At 65.8% G+C, this 16,450-nt stretch carries 13 protein-coding genes; 12 read left to right on the top strand and 1 reads right to left on the bottom strand.

Annotated features, from left to right (window positions below):
- Positions 1 to 417 precede the first annotated feature (417 nt).
- A complete protein-coding gene (locus tag ACP7A5_RS17090; protein ID WP_426043032.1) occupies positions 418 to 966 on the bottom strand; it encodes a cupin domain-containing protein in 549 nt (182 codons plus the stop codon).
- 130 nt (positions 967 to 1,096) lie between these two features.
- Here ACP7A5_RS17090 and ACP7A5_RS17085 point away from each other — a divergent pair, with 130 nt between their 5' ends.
- The 12 genes from ACP7A5_RS17085 to ACP7A5_RS17030 form a co-directional block, all read left to right on the top strand.
- Positions 1,097 to 2,545, top strand: coding sequence for an aldehyde dehydrogenase family protein (locus ACP7A5_RS17085; RefSeq protein WP_426043031.1), 1,449 nt, complete (start codon positions 1,097 to 1,099; stop codon positions 2,543 to 2,545).
- Positions 2,546 to 2,555: 10 nt separating this feature from the next.
- Positions 2,556 to 3,302 carry a glucose 1-dehydrogenase gene (locus ACP7A5_RS17080; protein ID WP_426043030.1) on the top strand — a complete coding sequence of 249 codons (747 nt, stop codon included), beginning with the start codon at positions 2,556 to 2,558 and terminating at the stop codon, positions 3,300 to 3,302.
- Positions 3,286 to 4,428, top strand: coding sequence for a 3-isopropylmalate dehydrogenase (leuB, locus tag ACP7A5_RS17075; RefSeq protein WP_426043029.1), 1,143 nt, complete (start codon positions 3,286 to 3,288; stop codon positions 4,426 to 4,428). Before ACP7A5_RS17080 ends, leuB begins: the two co-directional genes overlap by 17 nt.
- Entirely contained in the window at positions 4,425 to 5,705 is a 1,281-nt protein-coding gene (locus tag ACP7A5_RS17070; RefSeq protein ID WP_426043028.1) for an acetylornithine deacetylase/succinyl-diaminopimelate desuccinylase family protein, read from the top strand. Before leuB ends, ACP7A5_RS17070 begins: the two co-directional genes overlap by 4 nt.
- Before the next feature lie 23 nt (positions 5,706 to 5,728).
- Positions 5,729 to 6,274 (top strand): cupin domain-containing protein, encoded by a 546-nt coding sequence (locus ACP7A5_RS17065; RefSeq protein ID WP_426043027.1) that lies wholly within the window; start codon positions 5,729 to 5,731, stop codon positions 6,272 to 6,274.
- Positions 6,275 to 6,448: 174 nt separating this feature from the next.
- Entirely contained in the window at positions 6,449 to 7,765 is a 1,317-nt protein-coding gene (locus ACP7A5_RS17060; RefSeq protein ID WP_426043026.1) for an aspartate aminotransferase family protein, read from the top strand.
- 23 nt (positions 7,766 to 7,788) lie between these two features.
- Entirely contained in the window at positions 7,789 to 10,008 is a 2,220-nt protein-coding gene (locus tag ACP7A5_RS17055) for a TonB-dependent receptor (protein WP_426043025.1), read from the top strand.
- 59 nt (positions 10,009 to 10,067) lie between these two features.
- Positions 10,068 to 12,656 (top strand): ABC transporter substrate-binding protein, encoded by a 2,589-nt coding sequence (locus ACP7A5_RS17050; protein ID WP_426043024.1) that lies wholly within the window; start codon positions 10,068 to 10,070, stop codon positions 12,654 to 12,656.
- Positions 12,653 to 13,510: an ABC transporter permease gene (locus ACP7A5_RS17045; RefSeq protein WP_426043023.1), complete on the top strand. Its 858-nt coding sequence runs from the start codon at positions 12,653 to 12,655 to the stop codon at positions 13,508 to 13,510. Before ACP7A5_RS17050 ends, ACP7A5_RS17045 begins: the two co-directional genes overlap by 4 nt.
- Positions 13,507 to 15,153, top strand: a complete 1,647-nt coding sequence (locus ACP7A5_RS17040) for an ABC transporter ATP-binding protein (protein WP_426043022.1) — start codon at positions 13,507 to 13,509, stop codon at positions 15,151 to 15,153. Before ACP7A5_RS17045 ends, ACP7A5_RS17040 begins: the two co-directional genes overlap by 4 nt.
- On the top strand, positions 15,150 to 16,286 hold the full coding sequence (locus tag ACP7A5_RS17035) for a P1 family peptidase (protein WP_426043021.1): 1,137 nt from the start codon (positions 15,150 to 15,152) through the stop codon (positions 16,284 to 16,286). Before ACP7A5_RS17040 ends, ACP7A5_RS17035 begins: the two co-directional genes overlap by 4 nt.
- A gap of 46 nt (positions 16,287 to 16,332) precedes the next feature.
- The coding region (locus tag ACP7A5_RS17030; RefSeq protein WP_426039459.1) for a hypothetical protein at positions 16,333 to 16,450 on the top strand (118 nt) is incomplete at its 3' end.

Below are 16,450 nucleotides of genomic sequence, written 5' to 3'. Positions count from 1 at the left end.
CTACGCCCTCCCTACGCCCCAACCCTCGCAAGCGGTGCGCTCGTGACGTCCATCCCGAACACCAAAAGGGGGTCCCTATTGCACGCCTATAGGGGGTCCCTTTTGGACGCCGATTGACATCCGTCAGCCAGAACAGATCACTCATGACAGGCTCCTCCTGCCTCCAGTGAATCAGGTCAAAGCCCCGCGGGGAATCCCTTTAATGGGTCCTGAGCCTAGCTGACTTAAATGACTGTTCGGGCAGTGACGTGCATGACATCGGCACCGTCCGGGCCCCCCCGTCGGATAGCCTTCACCATTCACTTCAGTTGGTTACCTGCATAGCGAGGGGGTTCCGCTCTGGACGCCGATCCACAGTGTGTGGCGGTGCTGTGCAGTCCAGCGGCAACTCGTCTCCGCTAGATGCATCCTTGTTTTCTAGAAGCTTGGCGGGGTGCAGGCGCTGACGAGGCGACACGGATCGGGACCGACGCAGCGAAAGCGGTGAGGTTTATGGCTTTCGAAATAGTAGGCGTCGCCGGGCCCCAGAACGCGACGTTGCCCGTCAACTGTGACTTCAAGCCGACCGCTGATGACCACCGCACCCTCCTCGCCGTCGTGCGTGAGCGGAACCCGCCCGGTATCGGCCCCCGGTTCATAGGTCTCGCTGAGGATCTGCAGACTGCGCCCGAACCGGCTCTCGCCCACCTGCAGATACGAGATCGGACCCTTGCCGATCTCGGTCAGTTCGCCAGCGGCATAAAAGACACGCGACGGGGCGTTCGGCTCGATGGCAAAAAACTCCGACAGGCCGATCGGAATGCCGTCCAGAATGCGTTTCAGCGCCCCGATCGACGGGTTCATCCGGCTGGCCTCGATCAGGGAGATGGTCGAATTGGTCACGCCGGTCAGCTTGGCCAGTTCGCGCTGCGACAGACCCTGCCGTTCCCGGACGAACCTCAGCCTGCTGCCGACATCGATGCTCATGGCCAGGTTCCGATGTTGCGTGTGTTGTCGATCGAACAAACCTAACGGGATCGATGACGTGAAATCAATGGGTTGCCCGATCACAGAAAAGGGCTTGTTGTCTGTGGCTCGATGACGCCCAATCTTCGCAATGCGTATCTCCGTTCCTGAACAGGCCCTGTTGATCGGCGGCCGCTGGGTGCCATCCAGCGGCGGCGACGTCCTGCCGGTCGAGGATCCCTCGACTGGCGAAATCCTGGGCGAGCTGGTCTCGGGCACGTCCGACGATGTCGATGCGGCGGTCCGGGCGGCACAAACCGCGCTGGATTCGGACTGGGGCCAGATGGCCGCGGCCGAACGGGGCCGGGTGCTCAGCCGGATCGGCCAAGCCGTGCTCCAGCGGGCCGGGATGCTGGCCGACCTGGAGGCCCACGACGTCGGCAAGCCATTGAAACAGGCGCGTGCCGATGCCCTCGCCCTGGCTCGCTATCTGGAATTCTATGGCGGCGCGGCGGACAAGATCCATGGCGAGACCATCCCGTTCCAGCACGGCTATACCGTCTATACGCTGCGGGAACCGCACGGCGTCACGGGCCATATCGTGCCTTGGAACTATCCGATGCAGATCATCGGTCGGTCGGTCGTCGCGGCGTTGGCGATGGGCAATGCGACAGTGTTGAAGCCGGCCGAACAAGCGTCGATGACGGCGCTGGCCTTCGCGCGCATCGCTACGGATGCCGGCCTGCCTGCGGGTGCCTTGAACGTCGTGACCGGACGCGGCGATGTCGCGGGTGCCGCGCTGACCCGGCATCCGGGGGTCAAACACCTGTCGTTCACCGGTTCGACGGCGGTGGGCATGACGATCCAGCGATCGGCCGCCGCCAATGCCGTGCCGGTCACGCTGGAGTTGGGCGGAAAGTCGCCGCAGATCGTGTTCGACGACGCCGACACCGAAAAGGCACTGCCGTTCCTGGTGAATGCCGGCATTCAGAACGCGGGCCAGACCTGTTCGGCGGGGTCGCGTATTCTGATCCAGCGCGGGGTCTATTCGTCCGTCCTGGCCCGTCTGATCGAACGCTATCGTGCGCTTCGCGTCGGCCCCGCCATGTCCGATTTCGACCTCGGTCCTCTGATCTCGGCACGCCAGAAGGCGGTGGTGTCGGACTATCTGGACCTGGGCCGGGCCGAGGGGCTGATCGCGGCCGAGGGCGAGCTGGCGGCGGGCATTCCCGACGGCGGTCACTACGTCCGGCCCACGCTTTTCGCCGACGTGGCTCCCGGTCATAGGCTGGCTCAGGAAGAAATCTTCGGCCCCGCCGTCGTCGTCATCCCGTTCGATACGGAAGACGAGGCCATCGCCATCGCCAATGGCACCGCCTATGGCCTGGTCGCCGGCGTCTGGACGGCGGATGGCGGCCGCCAGATGCGGATGGCCCGGCGTCTGCGGGCCGGTCAGGTGTTCTTGAACAACTATGGCGCGGCGGGCGGAGTCGAACTGCCGTTCGGCGGCGTCGGCCGCTCGGGTCACGGGCGCGAAAAGGGGTTCGAGGCCCTGTACGGCTTCTCCACCCTGAAGACCGTAGCGGCGCATCATGGATGAGGGGGCGGCGTTGAAACTGCACGGCAAGGTTGCGATCGTCACCGGCGGAGCCTCGGGCTTTGGTGCGGGCATCGTCCGGCGTTTCGTAGCCGAGGGCGCGCGGGTCGTGATCGCCGACCGCAACGGTTCGGCCGCCCAGGCTTTGGCGGCGGAACTGGGTTCGGCCTGCCTAGCCCTGCCGGTGGACATATCGGATGCCGCCGAGGTCCAAGCGCTGTTTACCGAAACGGTCGTCGCCTTCAGGGGTGTCGATATCCTGGTCAACAATGCGGGCATCGGCCATACGCCCCAGCCGCTGGAAACCTTGCCACAGGACGACTTCGACCGGCTGTTCGCCGTCAACGTCCGGTCGATCTACCTGACCGCTCGTCACGCTGTGCCTTTAATGAAGGCGGCGGGCGGTGGCGCGATCCTGAACATCGCCTCGACCGGCGGGGTCAGCCCGCGTCCCAACCTGACCTGGTACAATGCGTCCAAGGGCTGGGTCATCACCGCCACCCGCGCGATGGCGGTCGAGCTCGCCCCATCACAAATCCGCGTCAATGCGCTGAACCCGGTGGCGGGCGAGACGCCGCTGCTGAAGACTTTCATGGGCGACGACACGCCAGAGGTACGGGCCAAATTCCTGGCGTCGATCCCGCTTGGCCGGTTCTCGACCCCGGCCGACATGGGGGCGGCCGCCGCCTTCCTGTGCTCGGACGATGCGTCGATGATCACAGGTGTGGCGCTGGAGGTGGACGGTGGTCGCTGCATTTGATCGCTCGTTCCGCCTGCTGGTCCTGCCCGGCGACGGCATCGGGCCAGAGATCGTCGGCCAGACGCTGAGGGTCGTCGAACGGTTCGGAGCCGAGCTGGATATCGATTTCCAGATCACCCAAGGCCTGGTCGGCGGTGCGTCGATCGATACCAACGGCACGCCGATCACCGACGCGGTGGTGGACCAGGCCCGAGCCAGCGACGCCATCCTGTTCGGGGCCGTGGGCGGGTCGCGTTGGGACGACCGGCCGCGCGCGACGCGGCCCGAGATGGGCATTCTGCGTCTGCGCCAGAGCCTGGACCTGTTCGCCAACCTGCGCCCGGCCGTCTGCTATTCCGAACTGCTGGACGCCTCGGCCTTGCGCGCCGAACTGATCGAAGGACTGGACATCCTGATCGTGCGCGAGGCGACAGCCGGGGTCTATTTCGGCCTGCCGCGCGGACAGGCGATCGATGCCGACGGCGCGCGCCGCGCCTATGACACCCAGGCCTATACCGAGGCCGAGATCGCCCGCATCTGTCACGTCGCCTTCCAGATCGCCCGCACACGCCAATCCCGCGTCTGTTCGGTCGACAAGGCCAATGTGATGGAGACCGGGGCCCTGTGGCGGACCGTGGCCACCGAGGTCGCCGCCACCTATCCGAACGTGGCGCTCAGCCACATGTATGCCGACAACTGCGCCATGCAGCTGTTGCGGCAACCGCGCCAGTTCGATGTCATCGTCACCGACAATCTGTTCGGCGACATCCTGTCGGATGCGGCGGCGGCGCTGACCGGGTCGCTGGGTCTGTTGCCCTCGGCGTCGCTGTCGGCTCCGATGGCCAGCGGTCGGCCGCGCGCCCTGTACGAACCCATCCACGGCTCGGCCCCCGACATCGCGGGCCAGGGCGTGGCCAATCCCATTGGCACCATCCTGTCGTTCGGCCTGTGCCTGCGTCACTCGCTGGGCCTGTCAGACGCGGCGGATCGGCTGGAGCGTGCGGTGCGCGCCGTGCTGGCCGACGGTGTCCGCACCCGCGACATCGCCGCTGGACGGCCGTCCGTATCCAGCGCCGCCATGACCGACGCGATCCTGGCGGCCCTGGATCGTTCTTCATCCCCAGAGCTGACGAGTAACCCCGTATGACCGACGTCCTTGCCCCCGTCATGGACCGGATCGAACAGCGGACCGACGACCTGGTCCAGCTAACGCGCGACCTGATCCGCTTTCCCACCATCAACCCGCCGGGCGACGCCTATCGGCCCTGCGCCGAATACATCGGCGACCGGCTGAAGGCGCGCGGGTTCCAGATCGAATATGTCCGCGCTCATGGCGCGCCGGGCGACACCGACCAGTTTCCGCGCATCAATATTATGGCCCGGTGGGAAGGTTCGCGGCCCGGCCCCTGCGTCCATTTCAACAGCCATATCGACGTGGTCGAAACCGGGTCCGGCTGGACCGTCGATCCGTTCGAGGGCGTGGTTCGGGACGGCCGCGTCTATGGTCGCGGGGCGTGCGACATGAAAGGGGGACTGGCGTCCTCGATTATCGCGGTCGAGGCGCTGATCGATTCCGGTCTGGATCTACCCGGTGCGCTGGAAATCTCGGGCACGGTGGACGAGGAATCGGGCGGCTATGGTGGCGTCGCCTATCTGGCCGAGCGCGGCTGGTTCTCCAAACCCCGCGTGGACCATGTTATCATCCCCGAGCCGCTGAACGTGGATCGCGTCTGCATCGGCCACCGGGGCGTCTGGTGGGCCGAGATCGAGACCAAGGGCCGGATCGCCCACGGCTCGATGCCTTTCCTGGGCGATTCCGCCATCCGCCACATGAATGCGGTGATGCAGACGTTTGAGGACAAGCTGTATCCGGCGATGGCCGCGCGCCATTCCGATATGCCGGTGGTGCCCGAGGGTGCGCGGCAATCGACGATGAACATCAACTCGATCCACGGCGGCCAGGGCGAGGATTTCGAGGGGCTACCGGCTCCGTGTGTCGCGGATTCCTCGCGCATGGTGATTGATCGCCGCTTCTTGATCGAGGAACAACTGGACGACGTGAAAGGCGAGATTGTCGCCCTGCTGGACGGTCTGGTGAACACGCGCCCGGAATTCGCCTATCAGATCCGCGACCTGTTCGAGGTGGCCCCCAGCATGGCCGACCGCGACGGTCCGGTGGCCAGCGCGACGGCCCAGGCGGTAGAGCGGGTGCTGGGTCGCAAGGCCCAGTTCGTCTGTTCGCCCGGCACCTATGACCAGAAGCATATCGACCGGATCGGCAAGCTGAAGGACTGCATCGCCTATGGGCCGGGCATCCTGGATCTGGCGCATCAGCCCGACGAATGGGTCGGCATCGACGACATGGTCTCGGCCGCCAAGGTCATGGCCCGCGCCACCTGGTCGTTGCTGCACGGCGTGCGCTGACGAAGGCGACAGGCGGGACAGCGATGGACAATATCGTCGGCCCCAAACTACGGGTTCTTCGCGAAAAACTGGGCCTCAGCCAGCGCGCGCTGGCCCGCAAGGCCGGCGTGCCGTCCAGCACCGTCTCGCTGATCGAAAGCGGCCGGACCAGTCCGTCCGTGGGCTCGTTGAAGCGGCTGCTGGACGCCGCCGGATTGTCGCTGGGCGAGTTCTTCAGCCAGGATTTCGCACAGCCGGGACAGGTCTTTTTCAGAGCCGAAGAACTGACGTCGATCTCACAGGGCGACGTCGCCTATCGCCAGCTGGGCAATGGCCACATCTCCAGCCTGCAGATCCTGCACGAGACCTATCAACCCGGCGCCGACAGCGGCCGCGTGCCGCTTTCGCACGAAGGCGAAGAGGGCGGACTGGTGGTCGAGGGGCGGCTGGAGGTCACCGTCGGCGATCAGACGCGCGTTCTGAAGGCGGGCGACGGCTATCTGTTTTCCAGCACCCTGCCGCACCGTTTTCGCAATACCGGCACAGCGCCCTGCATTATCATCAGCGCCTGCACGCCGCCGACGTTCTAAAATGACCGAACCTTCTCTAAGCCGTCCGGCCCCGGAATGATGCGAATGATCGATATTCTGTGCAGCGTCCAAAAACTCCGCTATTTTACAACAGGTTGAGTGACGAAAGAAACAGGCTTGTCGGCGTCTTCGGACGAGCGGCCTAATCCCTCCAACGACTGATGAAGAGAACCCATGACGTCCAACAGACCTGGTGCTCTCGACTCCTTCTGGATGCCGTTCACCGCCAACAAGGCGTACAAGTCCGACCCCCGGCTGCTCGCATCGGCCGAGGGGATGCACTACTACACGCCCGAGGGTCGCCCGATCCTGGACGGCACGTCGGGCCTGTGGTGCGTGAACGCCGGCCACGGTCGCCAGCCCATCATCGATGCCATCTGCCAGCAGGCCGCGACCCTGGATTTCGCGCCTACGTTCCGCCTGGGCCATCCCAAGGCGTTCGAACTCGCCACCCGTCTGGTCGAGGTCCTGCCCGACGGCATCGACAAGGTCTTCTTCGTCGGATCGGGTTCCGAGGCGGTGGATACGTCGCTGAAGATCGCCCAAGCCTATCACCGCGCCAGGGGTCAGACGGAGCGCACCCGTTTCATCGGGCGTCAGCGCGGCTATCACGGCGTCGGCTTCGGCGGCATTTCGGTGGGCGGGCTGGACGCCAACAAGGCGGGCTTCACCCTGCTGCCCGGCGTCGATCACCTGTCGCACACCCACAGTTTCGAACACGCGGCCTTCTCGCGCGGCCAACCGACCTGGGGCGCGCATCTGGCCGATGAACTGGAAGACCTGATTGCCCTGCGTGGGGCCGAAACCATCGCGGCAGTGATCGTCGAGCCTCTGGCCGGTTCGACCGGCGTCCTGGTGCCGCCGATCGGCTATCTGGAGCGGCTGCGCGCGATCACGGCGCGCGAAGGCATCCTGCTGATCTTCGACGAGGTCATCACCGGCTTTGGCCGTCTAGGCGCGGCCACGGCGGCGGAGCGGTTCAACGTCATCCCCGACATGATCGTCTGCGCCAAGGGGCTGACCAACGGGGCCGTGCCGATGGGGGCCGTGGGTGTCAGCGCCGACATCTACGACACCGTGGTCGAGGGCGGTGGGGAGGGGATCGAGTTCTTCCACGGCTATACCTATTCCGGCCACCCGCTGGCGGCGGCGGCAGGTATCGCCACGCTGGACATCTACCGCGACGAAAACCTGTTTGCGCGGGCGCAGACGCTGTCTCCGATCTGGGAAGAGCAGGTCCACGGCCTGGGCAATGCCGCCAATGTGGTCGACATCCGCAACTTGGGCCTGGTCGCCGCTATCGAGTTAGCGCCCCGACCGGACGCGCCGGGCGCACGCGGGACCGAAGTCTTTCACAGATGCTTCGATCAGGGGGTACTGGTGCGGGTGACGGGCGATACCATTGCCCTGTCGCCGCCTCTGATCGTCACCGAAAGCGATATCGAACACATTCTTGGGTGCGTATCCGAAACGATTCAGCAAGCGGCTTAGACCAAGCCACGGGGGAGAAGACCATGCGAAAGACCAATCTGGGGGTGTCCATCGCGGTTCTGGCGGTGGCGATGACGGCGGCTGGGGCGGCTGCGGCACAGACGGCACCCGGCAGTTCGGATCCCGAACGTGCGTCGGTGCTGGACGAAGTGATCGTGACGGCCCAGCGCCGGGAACAGGCGGCCCAGGATGTGGGCATCGCGCTCAGCGTGCTGTCGGGCGAGGAGCTGACCAAACAGGGCATCACCAACGTCAACCAGCTTCAGAACGCCACGCCGAACCTTGAGATCGAGCCGGCCTTTGGCGGCGGCGCGGCCCAGTTCCGCCTGCGCGGTGTGGGCTTCCAGGACTATGCCTCGAACAACTCGCCCACCGTCGGCGTCTATGTGAACGAGGTTGCCTATCCCGTGCCCGTGATGACGCAGGGGCTGATCTTCGACATCGCCCGGGTCGAGGTGCTGCGCGGACCCCAGGGCACCCTGTATGGTCGCAACACCACGGGTGGCGCCATCAGCTTCGTCACCAACCGCCCCTCCGATACGCCCAGCGCAGGCATCCTGGCCGAATACGCCACCTTCGATGCGGTCAAGGTCGAGGGCTTCGTTTCCGGACCGCTCAGTGACAACCTCAGGGCGCGACTGGCGGCCTCGACCCAGCAGGGCGGAGGATTCCAGTACAATCGCACCACGGGCGAATCCTTGGGCGACGCCGATCGCACCGGCATTCGGGGCCTGGTGACCTTCGACCCGTCCCAAGACCTGACCTTCACGCTGGATGTCCACGGCGGCATCGACAAGTCCGAGAACGAGGGCCTTTACCTGCTCAGCAATTTGAGAACCCGCGGCGGTGGAATAGGCAGCGTGCTGATCCCGGCTGATGTCGATCACCGCGCCACGGGCTGGGGCCTCTCACCACGATTTGCCGCCGAACAAGGCCGCAGCGTCAATGCCAAACCGGGCCGCGACAACACCTCGTTCGGCACCTCGTTGAACGTCAATCGCTACTTCGGCGACCTCAGCTTCACCAGCATCTCCAGCTACGAGACCCTGGATCGCAATGAATACGGCGACTGGGATTCCAGTGCGTCGGTCGAGGCGGACACCTTCTTCAACAGCGACGTCAAAGTCCTGTCGCAAGAGGTTCGCCTGGCTTCCAACGATGACGCGCGGCTGAACTGGGTCGTCGGCGTCTATTTCTCGAAACAGAACCTGGACGAGCGGTATTCGTCCGACTTCATCCACATCTTCGGCACCTATGGCCAGGTCAGCTATGCCCAGGAGGTCAAGTCGGCTAGCATCTTTGGCCAGGCGGAATACCAGCTGAACGACGTGTTCAAACTGATCGGCGGCCTTCGCTACGAAGAAGAGACGCGCGATCTGAATGGCTTCGGCAGCGCCTTCGGCGGTGCCACCGCCCTGCCGCCGACCACGGTCAGCACCGAGATGACGCCACTGACGGGCAAGCTCGCGCTGGAATACAAGCCCAGCGACGATCTGCTGGTCTACGGCTCGTTCAGCCGTGGGGCCAAGTCGGGCGGCTTCACGACCTACAACACCGGCCAGGTCAGTGGCATCCAGCCGTTCAACCCGGAAATCCTGCTGGCCTATGAGATCGGCTTCAAGGCCGACCCGTCGCCCGCGCTCCAGATCAACGGCGCGGCCTATTTCTACGACTACAGCGACCAGCAGGTGCTGTCGGCGGTCTACGGCGTCAACGGGCCGGTCGGCAAATTCGCCAACGTCCCGTCGTCGGAAATCTATGGCGCGGAACTGGAGGCCACCTTCCGGCCGATGGATGGGCTGCGGATCAGCCAGTCCGTCAGCTACAAGCACGGCGAATATACCGAGTTCATCGACCTTGACGTGCCGGCATCGCGCGCGGCCATGAGGGCGGTCTTCAAAGACAAGTCGGGCGATGAAATCCCGTTCCCGGCCGTCAGCTATGCCGGTTCGGCGACCTATGACTGGACGGTCCAAAACTATGAGCTGACCGCCGACTTCAGCTACAGCTACCGCGACGACTATCCGTCATGGCTGGGGGTCAAATACGATGTTCCAGCATACTGGTTGGCCAATGCCAGCTTCACCTTCGCCCCCTCGACCGGGCCTTGGACAGCGACCGCCTTCGTGCGCAACCTGTTCGACGGGGAGTACGACCTGACCCGAAACTTCTTCACCAGCGCCGACATCGCCCAGCCGGGCCGCCCGCGCACCTATGGCATTCGCCTCAGCTATCAGTACTGAGGATGTGCGGTCGTAAGACTGCCCGGGCCTCCTCCCACGCGTGATCGAGAAAGTCGGGGATGATCTCTGCCGCCCATCTGCCTCGCGCGCGCCTGTCCAGGGGGCTTATCGTCGTCATGATGATCGGCCTCCTGGCGATCGTCATGAGCAGCGTCGGCTGGTCCTCGCCCGTGTTGGCCCAGGACCGTCTGGTCTTGGGCCTGCCGCTGGAGCCGCCCAATCTGGACCCCACCAGCGGGGCCGCCGCCGCCATCGACGAGGTCGTCTATGGCAATGTGTTCGAGGGCCTGACGCGCATCAACCAGACCGGGGCGGTCCTGCCGGGCCTGGCTGAGTCGTGGGAAACCTCGGCCGATGGCCTGAGCTATGTCTTCCATTTGCGTCGCGACGTTACCTTCCATGACGGCAGCACCTTCGATGCCTCCGACGTCAAATTCTCGCTGGACCGGATCACGGCAGAGGGTTCGACCAATGCCCAGAAGGCGCTGTTCGAGCCAATCCGCCGGGTCGAGGTGATCGACCCCCTGACGGTCCGGATCACCCTGGCCCGCCCGGTCAGCGCCCTGACCACCCTCTTGGGCTGGGGCGACGCGGTCATCGTGGCCCCCGAAAGCGCCGCCACCAATGCCGCGCAACCCGTCGGCACCGGGCCGTTCCGGTTCCAGGGCTGGCGAAGGGGTGAGTCCCTTACACTGGTGCGCTATCCGGGTTATCGGGGGGCGGCGGCGCGGCTGCGTACCGTGGTGTTCCGCTTCATCAGCGACCCGACCGCCGCCTTCGCCGCCATCAGCGCGGGCGACATCGATGCCTTCCCCAACTATCCGTCGCCCGAAAACGTGGCTCAGTTCCAGCGTGATCCGCGCTTTCGCGTCGTCGTCGGCGCGTCTGAGGGCAAGGTCATCCTGGGCATCAACAATCGCAGCGCGCCCCTGAACGACGTCCGCGTCCGCCAGGCGATCTCCTATGCCATCGACCGGCCTGCGATCATCCAGGGGGCCATGTTCGGCTATGGCCAGCCGATCGGCAGCCACTATTCGCGCCAGGCTCCCGGCTATGTCGATTTGACGGGACTGTACCCGCACGACGTCACCCGCGCGCGTCGCCTATTGGCCGAGGCGGGCTATCCCAATGGCATCGACCTGACGCTGCGCCTGCCACCCCGCCCCTATGCGCGCCGCGGCGGAGAGGTGCTGGCCGCCCAGTTGGGCGAGGCCGGCATTCGGGTCAAGATCGAGAACTTGGAATGGGCGCAATGGCTGGACCAGGTGTTCAAACGCCACCAGTTCGACCTGACCATCGTCGAACACGTCGAGCCGATGGACTATGACATCTATGCCCGCGACGACTATTATTTCGGCTACCGGAGCGACGCCTTCGAGGCCTTGCTGGACCAGCTGAACACTGCCACGGACGAACCGACGCGGATGCGGTTGCTGGGGTCCATGCAGCGCCGGATCGCGGACGACGCCGTCAATGGGTTTCTGCTGCAATCCTCGCGCATCGGTATCTGGAAGGCCGATCTGAACGGGCTGTGGATCAATGCGCCGATCGCGGCCAACGTCGTGGGCGGGGCCTATTTCACCGGCTCGGCCGCTGTGGCTCCCGACGCGGTTGCGCCCGAGGTCAGTCGCCTGCCGTGGGGGTGGGTCTTCGGTATCGTGGGCATCGGCCTGGCGATCTATGTCGTGCGCGCGTTCGGGGCGGCCTATCTGCTGCGACGGCTGGCGGGCCACGCCCTAACGCTGCTGGCCGCGACGCTGGTCATCTTCGTCCTGTTGCAAGTCGTGCCCGGCGATCCGGCCAGCTATATGATGGGCCTCAACGCCAGCCCGGATTCGGTGGCGGCATTGCGCGAGCAGATGGGCTTGGGCGGGTCCGCACCGGATCGCTATTTCTCCTGGCTGGCCGACCTGTTCCGCGGCCAGTTCGGCGTCAGCTATACCTATCAGGTAGCCGTCGGCGGATTGATCGCCGATCGGATCGCGGTTTCCGGGCCGCTGGCATTGATGGCCACGATCCTGTCGTTGATCGTGGCCTTTCCTATCGGTGTCATCGCCGCCAGCCATCGCAACTCGGTGCTGGATTCCGGCCTGGTTGGCGTGACCCAGATCGGCATCGCTCTGCCTAATTTCTGGCTGGCCATGCTGTTGATCCTAACGTTCTCGATCACGCTCGGGTGGTTCTCGGCTGGCGGGTTTCCGGGATGGGAGAACGGCGTCTGGCCCGCACTGCAATCGCTATTTTTGCCGGCGGTTGCGCTGGCCGCGCCCCAGGCCGCCATTCTTGCGCGCGTGCTACGCAGCGCGCTGCTGGATACGCTGAACCAAGACTATATCCGAACGGCGCGAGCCAAGGGCCTTAGCCTAAACCAGGCCCTGTGGCGCCATGCCCTGCGCAACGCGCTGATCCCGGTCCTGACGATCCTGGGGCTGCAGTTCCCCTTCCTGCTGGCCGGGGGCATCATCATCGAGAACGTCTTTGCCCTGCCGGGTCTGGGGCGGCTGGTATTCCAGGCCATCACCCAGCGCGACCTGATCGTGGTCCAGGGGGTGGTCGTGGTCTTGGTGTTCGCGGTGGTGATGGTCAGCTTCCTAATCGATCTGGCCTATGTCCTGGTCGATCCCCGGCTGAGGGCGCGTCGCGGATGACCGATACCCCCTTGACCCGAACCCCAGGCCGCACCGGCCCTTCTGTGGCGCTAGTGATCGGCGGCGTCCTAACGGCGCTGGGGATCGCGATGGCGCTGGTGTCGTTCGTCTGGACCCCGTTCGACGTCACCGCGATCGATATCGCCAGCCGCCTGATGCCGCCTTCAGCCGTCCATCCCTTCGGCACCGATCCGTTCGGGCGCGACGTCCTGTCGATGATCATGGTCGGGGCGCGCAACTCGTTGGCCGTCGCCCTGGTCGCCGTCGGTATCGGTCTGGGCATCGGTGCGCCGCTGGGCCTGCTGGCCGCCGCACATGGGGGCTGGATCGACGAGACGGTGATGCGGACCAACGACCTGATCTTTGCCTTTCCCGCCCTGCTGGTCGCGGTGATGATCACGGCGGTGGCGGGCCCCAGCGCGCTGAACGCCATCATCGCCATCGGCATCTTCAACATCCCTGTCTTCGCGCGGGTGACGCGCGGGGCCGCGCTTTCGCTGTGGACGCGAGAGTTCATCCTTGCGGCACGAACCGCGGGGAAGTCGAAGACCGAGATCTCGCTCCAGCACATCCTGCCCAATCTGCTCAGCCTGCTGATCGTCCAGGCCGCCATCCAGTTCGCAATGGGGATCGTGGCTGAGGCGGGCCTGTCCTACGTCGGCTTGGGGGCCCAGCCGCCGATGCCTAGCTGGGGTCGGATGCTGGCCGAGGCCCAGACCCTGATCGGCTTTGCGCCCTGGCTGGCCATCATGCCCGGCCTGGCCATCGTGACCGTGGTGCTGGGTCTCAGCCTGATGGGCGACGGTCTGCGCGACTGGCTGGACCCGCGCCTGCGTCGGGAGCGTCGCGGATGAGCGGTCTCGATATCCAGAGCCTCAGCGTCGTCATCGGCGACACCCCGGTTTTGAAATCCATCTCCCTGTCCGTCGCGCCGGGCGAGGTCGTGGGTCTGGTCGGCGAATCCGGCTCTGGCAAGTCGATGACGGCGCTGGCGGTGCTGGGTCTGTTGCCGCAGCACGCGCGGATGACCGGCACGATCACCCTGGACGGCACTTTGATCTCGAACGCCCCCGACTCCGTCCTTCGCCAGGTGCGGGGCCACCAGATCGGCATCGTGTTCCAGGAGCCGATGACGGCGCTGAACCCCCTGATGACCATCGGCGATCAGGTCGCGGAAACGATCCGCATTCACGGCCGCGGCAGTCGCAAATCGGCCAAGAACGCCGCCCGCGCGCTGCTGGATCGGGTCGGCCTGCCTGCCGATCGGTTTCCGCTGGATCGCTATCCGCACGAGTTGTCGGGCGGCCAGCGCCAGCGCGTCGCCATCGCCATCGCCATCGCCCTGACGCCGCGCCTACTGATCGCCGACGAGGCGACCACGGCCTTGGACGTCACCACCCAGGCCCAGATACTGGACCTGTTGAAGCGGCTGGTGAAAGAGGACAGCATTGGCCTGATCCTGATCACCCACGACTTGGCCGTCGTCGCCGAAACCGCCGACCGTGTCGCGGTGATGAAGGATGGGGAGGTCGTCGAGGTCGCCCCGGCCGCACGGATCGCCGGGGGGATGACGCACGCCTACAGCCGTCGCCTGCTGGCCGCCGCCACCCATGTTCCCGACCGCCGTGCGGCGACGCAGAACGACGCCTCGCCGGTGCTCTGCGTCGAAGGTGTGGTCCGTGAGTATCCGGGTCCGCACAGACTATTTGGAAAGCGTCAGGGCCTGCGTGCCGTCGATGATGTCAGCTTCTCGATCCAGCCGGGCGAGAGCGTCGGGCTGGTCGGCGAATCCGGCTGCGGCAAGTCCACCCTGCTGCGCACCATCATGGCGCTGGATACGCCCCAAGCCGGGCGCGTTCTGGTCGGGGGCCAGGACATAGGCCGCGCGCGCGGCGCAGACCTGCTGGTCCTGCGCCGCCAGATCCAGATGGTGTTTCAAGACCCCTATGGCAGTTTCGATCCGCGCTGGCGCGTGCATCAGGTGATTGCCGAAAACTTCAACCTGTCGCCCGATCGACCCGATTCGTCTGCGGCCCGCCGGCAGGTCGATACCATGCTGGATCAGGTTGGCCTGACCTCGGCGGACGGCGACAAATATGCCCATGAGTTTTCGGGCGGACAGCGCCAGCGCATCGCCATCGCCCGTGCCCTGATCACCCGACCCTCGATCCTGGCGCTGGACGAGGCGGTGTCGGCGCTGGACGTGTCGATCCGAACCCAGATCCTGGACCTGCTGGCCGATCTGTCCGTGCGGCTGTCGCTGGCCTATCTGTTCGTCACCCACGACCTCACTGTCGTGCGCGCGGTCACCGACCGGCTGCTGGTGATGCAGTCCGGCGTCATCGTCGAGACCGGCCCGACCGCCCGCGTCTTTGCCGCCCCGACCCACGCCTATACCCGCCGCCTGCTGGCCGCGACGCCCGATCTGCACCGCAACATCGCCGCCCTGGAGCAGGCGACCCCTTCATCCCCCATCATCGAGGAGACGACGCCATGAACCGCAGGACCATCCTGGGATCGCTCGGTCTGATCGGCGGCCTGGCCGCGACCACGCCCGCTCTCGCTCGTTCCTCGTTGTCCGGAGCAACACGATTTCAGGACGCAGGCGGCGGTCGTCCCGGCCCGCTGAACCTGATTACCGACGTGGACGGACTGAAGGTCGGCCAGGCCCAGAATGCCGAGGTGCGCTCCGGCGTCACCGTCATCTTGGCAGATACCCCTTCGACCGCCGCCGTCGATGTGCGTGGCGGTGGCCCGGCCAGCCGCGAGACCGATGTGCTGCGCCCCGAGAACCTGGTCCAGCAGGTCGACGCCATCGTCCTGTCGGGCGGTTCGGTCTATGGCCTGGGGTCGGGCGATGCGATCACCGCCTGGCTGGGCGCACAGGGACGCGGCTTCGGCTTCGGCCCCAAGATCGACGGCATCCCCCGCTCGCCCATCGTCCCGACCGTCAGCCTGTATGACCTGGCCAACGGCGGCGACAAGAACTGGGGTATCGATCCGCCCTATCGCAACATGGCGATCCAGGCAGCCGAGAGCGTCTCGACCCGGTTTGCCTTGGGCACGGCTGGTGCGGGCTATGGCGCCAAGGCCGGATCGCTGAAGGGCGGGCTGGGTTCGGCCTCGGCGGTGATGAGCAGCGGGGCCACCGTCGGCGCCATCGTGGCGGTCAACAGCGCCGGTTCGGTCGTCGCGCCCGGCGGCAAGACCTTCTGGGCCGCCCCCTATGAGATCGACGGCGAGTTCGGCGGTCTGGGCAGCGGCGGCCTGAGTGCCGCAGGTGACGAATGGGGCGCGGCCCGGCCCAATCCGCGCGCGGGCGAAAATACCACCATCGCCCTGGTCGCCACCGACGTCACCCTGACCCGCGTCGAATGCCAGCGCGTCGCCATCATGGCCCAGGACGGCATGGCCCGGGCCATCCGCCCCTCGCATGCCCCGTTCGACGGCGACATCGTCTTCTGCGTCTCCACGGAAAAACGCACTTTGCCGGAGGGGGCGCCGCGCGCCTTTCTGGTCGCCCAGATCGGAGCGATGGCCGCCGACGTCCTGGCCCGCGCCATCGCCCGAGGTGTCCACGAGGCGACGAACTGGCCCGGCGTGACCGGCGAGACGTGGAGTGATTTCTAAACGGCCTTTTGCCCAATCTCCTGCTACGACTGAAAGAAGCCGTCTCATGCGCGACATCAACCATTTCATCGACGGCGCGTCCTTCACCGGCGCCTCGGGCCGGTTCGCCGATGTGTTCAATCCCAACACCGGCGAGGTCCAGGCCCGGGTGCAGCTGGCCTCGG

The sequence above is a fragment of the Brevundimonas sp. TWP2-3-4b1 genome (genome assembly GCF_049897665.1).
GTDB classification, from domain to species: Bacteria; Pseudomonadota; Alphaproteobacteria; order Caulobacterales; family Caulobacteraceae; genus Brevundimonas; species Brevundimonas subvibrioides_B.
The sequence above is the reverse complement of the archived record's forward strand: the minus strand, read 5'-3'. Positions and strand labels throughout refer to the sequence as shown.

Coding starts and splice junctions, on each gene's coding strand:
- ACP7A5_RS17090 (WP_426043032.1), bottom strand. CDS start 966: ATGAGCATCGATGTCGGCAGCAGGCTGAGGTTCGTCCGGGAACGGCAG.
- ACP7A5_RS17085 (WP_426043031.1), top strand. CDS start 1,097: ATGCGTATCTCCGTTCCTGAACAGGCCCTGTTGATCGGCGGCCGCTGG.
- ACP7A5_RS17070 (WP_426043028.1), top strand. CDS start 4,425: ATGACCGACGTCCTTGCCCCCGTCATGGACCGGATCGAACAGCGGACC.
- ACP7A5_RS17065 (WP_426043027.1), top strand. CDS start 5,729: ATGGACAATATCGTCGGCCCCAAACTACGGGTTCTTCGCGAAAAACTG.
- ACP7A5_RS17060 (WP_426043026.1), top strand. CDS start 6,449: ATGACGTCCAACAGACCTGGTGCTCTCGACTCCTTCTGGATGCCGTTC.
- ACP7A5_RS17055 (WP_426043025.1), top strand. CDS start 7,789: ATGCGAAAGACCAATCTGGGGGTGTCCATCGCGGTTCTGGCGGTGGCG.
- ACP7A5_RS17050 (WP_426043024.1), top strand. CDS start 10,068: ATGATCTCTGCCGCCCATCTGCCTCGCGCGCGCCTGTCCAGGGGGCTT.
- ACP7A5_RS17045 (WP_426043023.1), top strand. CDS start 12,653: ATGACCGATACCCCCTTGACCCGAACCCCAGGCCGCACCGGCCCTTCT.
- ACP7A5_RS17040 (WP_426043022.1), top strand. CDS start 13,507: ATGAGCGGTCTCGATATCCAGAGCCTCAGCGTCGTCATCGGCGACACC.
- ACP7A5_RS17035 (WP_426043021.1), top strand. CDS start 15,150: ATGAACCGCAGGACCATCCTGGGATCGCTCGGTCTGATCGGCGGCCTG.